Origin of the sequence: Streptomyces sp. NPDC089915, assembly GCF_040684675.1 — a bacterium.
In the GTDB taxonomy this organism is placed as follows: Bacteria; Actinomycetota; Actinomycetes; order Streptomycetales; family Streptomycetaceae; genus Streptomyces.
In genome coordinates this window covers 1-1,080 of sequence record NZ_JBFBGN010000422.1, presented here as the reverse complement: position 1 = coordinate 1,080, position 1,080 = coordinate 1, and the positions used below count along the sequence as shown (strand labels likewise).

1 protein-coding gene is annotated in these 1,080 nt (G+C 75.5%); it reads right to left on the bottom strand.

Annotated features, from left to right (window positions below):
• Positions 1-1,080 (bottom strand): HAMP domain-containing sensor histidine kinase (locus tag AB0O29_RS36340; protein ID WP_365160829.1); only part of this gene is annotated, 1,080 nt, incomplete at both ends.

The window sequence follows — 1,080 nt, the reverse complement described above, 5'->3', positions numbered from 1 at the left end:
CCACAACCGGTCCATTTGGGCGGCGTTGTGTCCAGCGTCACGCCAGGGCCGAAAGTCCCCGATCTTGACGGTCAGGACGGCCGTGCCGTCGTCCGCGCGGACGCGGGCGCGGACCGTGACGGGCGGTCGGCCGTGGCGCAGGGCGTTGCCGACCAGGTTGGCCAGGATCACGTCGACGCGGCGCGGGTCGGCGAGGACGGATACGGGCCCGGCGAGGTCGGCCGTGACGCGGTCGTCGCCGTCCCAGCCTCGCAGGTGGAGGGTCTTGGCGACGAGGGTGCGCAGGTCGACCGGCTCGGCGCGCAGGGAGGCCGTCTTGGCGTCGAAGCGGGCCACCTCCATCAGGTCCTCGACCATGCGGACCAGGGTGCGGGTCTCGTCGCTGATGAGGCGTACGGCGTCGGCGGTGTCGGGCGGCAGCGTGCCGGAGGCGGCGTCCTCGTCGAGGATTCCGGTGACGGCGCTCATCGCGGCGAGGGGGGTGCGCAGTTCGTGTGCGACGTCGCCGGCGAAGCGGCGCGCACCGGCCTCCATCCGGCGCAGTTCGGCGTCGTCGCGTTCCAGGGTCTGCGCCATCTTGTTGAACGTGCGGGTGAGGTCGCCGAGTTCGTCGCGGCCCTCGGCCTGGAGACGGGTGCCCAGTTCACCGGCGGCGATGCGTTCGGCGCCGTCGTGGAGCCTGCGTACGGGGCGCAGGACGCGGCGGGCGGCGAAGAGCGCGGGTACGAGGGCGAGGACGAGGGCGGGGAGGGCCGCCGCCTGGGCGGCGGTGAGCAGGGCCGCGATGTCCGCCGCGTCGTCGTCGAGGCGCAGGGAGGTGTAGACGGTGAGGCCGGACGGGTCAGGGGGGTCGGGTGTGGTGGAGCCGGCCGGCGTGGCCGCGTAGGCGACCGGCATGGCGAGGGCCAGCCAGGGGCGCCCCTCGTGCTCGATGCGCTGGTAGGCGGCCCGGGCGCCGTCGCGCACCGCCGTGCGGAGTTCCGGCGGGACGGGCGGGCCGCCGGAGACGGCGGTGACGAGGGGGCCGCTCTGGTAGGCGGCGCCGGAGTGCCAGGTGTGGGCGCCGCCGGCGCGGTCGAG